We start from the raw sequence: 1,990 nt of genomic DNA on the forward strand, positions 1-1,990 counted from the left end.
CGCCTGAAAACCCCGATCCACAGGTCTTGACAATATCTCAGACGCCGCCGCCACTCTCAACAGTCAGGCCTACCTGAATAGCCTGCAATACCAACACAATTTCGAGCAGTCCATCATCGACGGCGGCCTGGTCGATACAGGCGACTTGGAGTCGGCAGGCACCCAACGCGGTGTTATCGAAGCGGCCGCCAACGTCGCCGCCAACGACGCCATCGGCGATGCCAACGCGGCCGCGCAGAATGCCTTTGAGAATAGGAAGCAGTGGTTTCAGCTTGCAGAATCCCTTGGCGCCAACGTGCCGGGGGTGCAGCAGATTCTCGATGGCGTTTCCGACGATGCCCTCCAAGACATGTTTGTCGGCGACGCGCCAAAACCGAACGCCCCTACCCCCGTCACGATGGGCACATCTGATGCCTTGCAGCACTCCATCGCCCAGGAGCTTCTCAACAACCACATTGGTGACGCGAGCGCATTCGAAAAGTATGGGTTAATCGACCCTGCGACAGGGCAACTCAAGCCTCTCGATGCGCCCGAAGTCAACTCAACCCACTTCAGTAGCGCCTTCACCAACTATTTCGAGGGCATCGACCCGTCGGTCAAGTTCGGGATCGAAGACTACGAGGACCGCTACCGCGACGCGTTGCCCAAACCACCCGCCGAGCCTGGCAAATGATCATCAAATCCGTTGGGCGATGGTGTGTTGCGCTGTTGCTAACGCTCGGGGTGGCGGGATGTCACGGTGCCGACGGACCGCCCACACAACCCGAACCAGCGTTTGCAAACTGGCCGAAGCCGCTTGACGGGCTCCGGTTTCGGTGGTCGGCCGAACCCGGTATCGACCTGCTGTCGGGCCCGGCCGTGCCGTTGCGCGGCTATCTCGAGTCTCATCGGATCGGGGACATGACCTTCGACGCGGACAATGTGTATCCGGGGTTCAAACGCGCCGTGCCGGACGTGGGTAAGCCTATCGACAAATCGACGTCGGATCTGCCATTCGAGTTGTGGTCCATCCAGCCGGCCACCGACTCTGCGCTGGTCTTCGAGCGGCCAATGCCGTTCTACGGCAACGAGTACTTCCACATCCTCGAACTGACCCCTATCGACAGCGGGTACCGCGCATATGTGTGCGATGGCCTCTATCGGATCTTCCACGAGGCCGAAAAGCCCGGCAGCTACGTGCCCCTCTTGGCCCCGACCGAGAAGTATCCCAATCCCGATCTCGATAATGCTGCAATTGACGTGTGGCGAGTCGAGTTCACCGATCGCCCGACACAATCGGACCCAGATGCGCCGCCGATGGTGACCGCCCCCCAAAAGGGGCCTAATCCGGCGCCTCTGGGTGACGTGTTCGGCCCATGGCACATCACCGGCGCCAGTCCCAATACATCGTGGGGACCGACGAACGGACCCGGACCCGATCCTAGGTACCAGGAACTCAGACAGCGGTGTCTAGATCGAATGCCGCATGATGCCGCCCAACGGCAGGCCTTCTACACCAGTCAGTTCGACACTCCACCAACAGCCGAGCCTCCGGTGCCGGGCTGGCCGGGCAATACCGCGTGACCGCCATGTCGTTCGTACGTCTGTGCACTGCCCTGCTGTTGCTGATGGTGATGACGGGCTGTCGGGGAGGTGACGACGCGGCGCCGACTGGACCACCGTTTGCGAATTGGCCAGCAACGTTAGACGGCTTTAGGTTTCGATGGACCGCGGAACCCGGCATCGACCTGCTATCGGGGCCGGCCGTACCGTTACGGGCCTACCTGGAGTCGCATCGGGTCGGCGACATGGCCTTCGATGCCAACAACGTTTATCCGGGTTTCAAGCGGGCTGTACCCCACTCGGGTAAGCCGATAGGCGAATCGAGTTCCGATCTGCCCTACCATTTGTGGAGCATCCAGCCGCCCACCGACAGGGCTCTGGCCACCAGGCAACACATGCGCCATTACGGCAACCCTCTCTGCCAACCTGGGTTGAGGCACCCGCCCCC

General features: G+C 61.4%; 2 protein-coding genes. Both read left to right on the forward strand.

Features of this window, described 5'->3' with window-relative positions; all coding sequences use genetic code 11:
• The first annotated feature begins 145 nt into the window (after positions 1-145).
• On the forward strand, positions 146-673 hold the full coding sequence (locus tag CWS39_RS28085) for a hypothetical protein (RefSeq protein WP_102146091.1): 528 nt from the start codon (positions 146-148) through the stop codon (positions 671-673).
• A gap of 227 nt (positions 674-900) precedes the next feature.
• Positions 901-1,563 carry a hypothetical protein gene (locus CWS39_RS28090; protein ID WP_142386981.1) on the forward strand — a complete coding sequence of 221 codons (663 nt, stop codon included), beginning with the start codon at positions 901-903 and terminating at the stop codon, positions 1,561-1,563.
• The last annotated feature ends 427 nt before the right edge of the window (positions 1,564-1,990 follow it).

The organism is Mycobacterium hubeiense (assembly GCF_002838065.1).
Taxonomy (GTDB): domain Bacteria; phylum Actinomycetota; class Actinomycetes; order Mycobacteriales; family Mycobacteriaceae; genus Mycobacterium; species Mycobacterium hubeiense.

Bases quoted from the DNA above. Each gene is read 5' to 3' on its own strand.
- CWS39_RS28090 (WP_142386981.1), top strand. From the start codon at position 901: ATGACCTTCGACGCGGACAATGTGTATCCGGGGTTCAAACGCGCCGTG.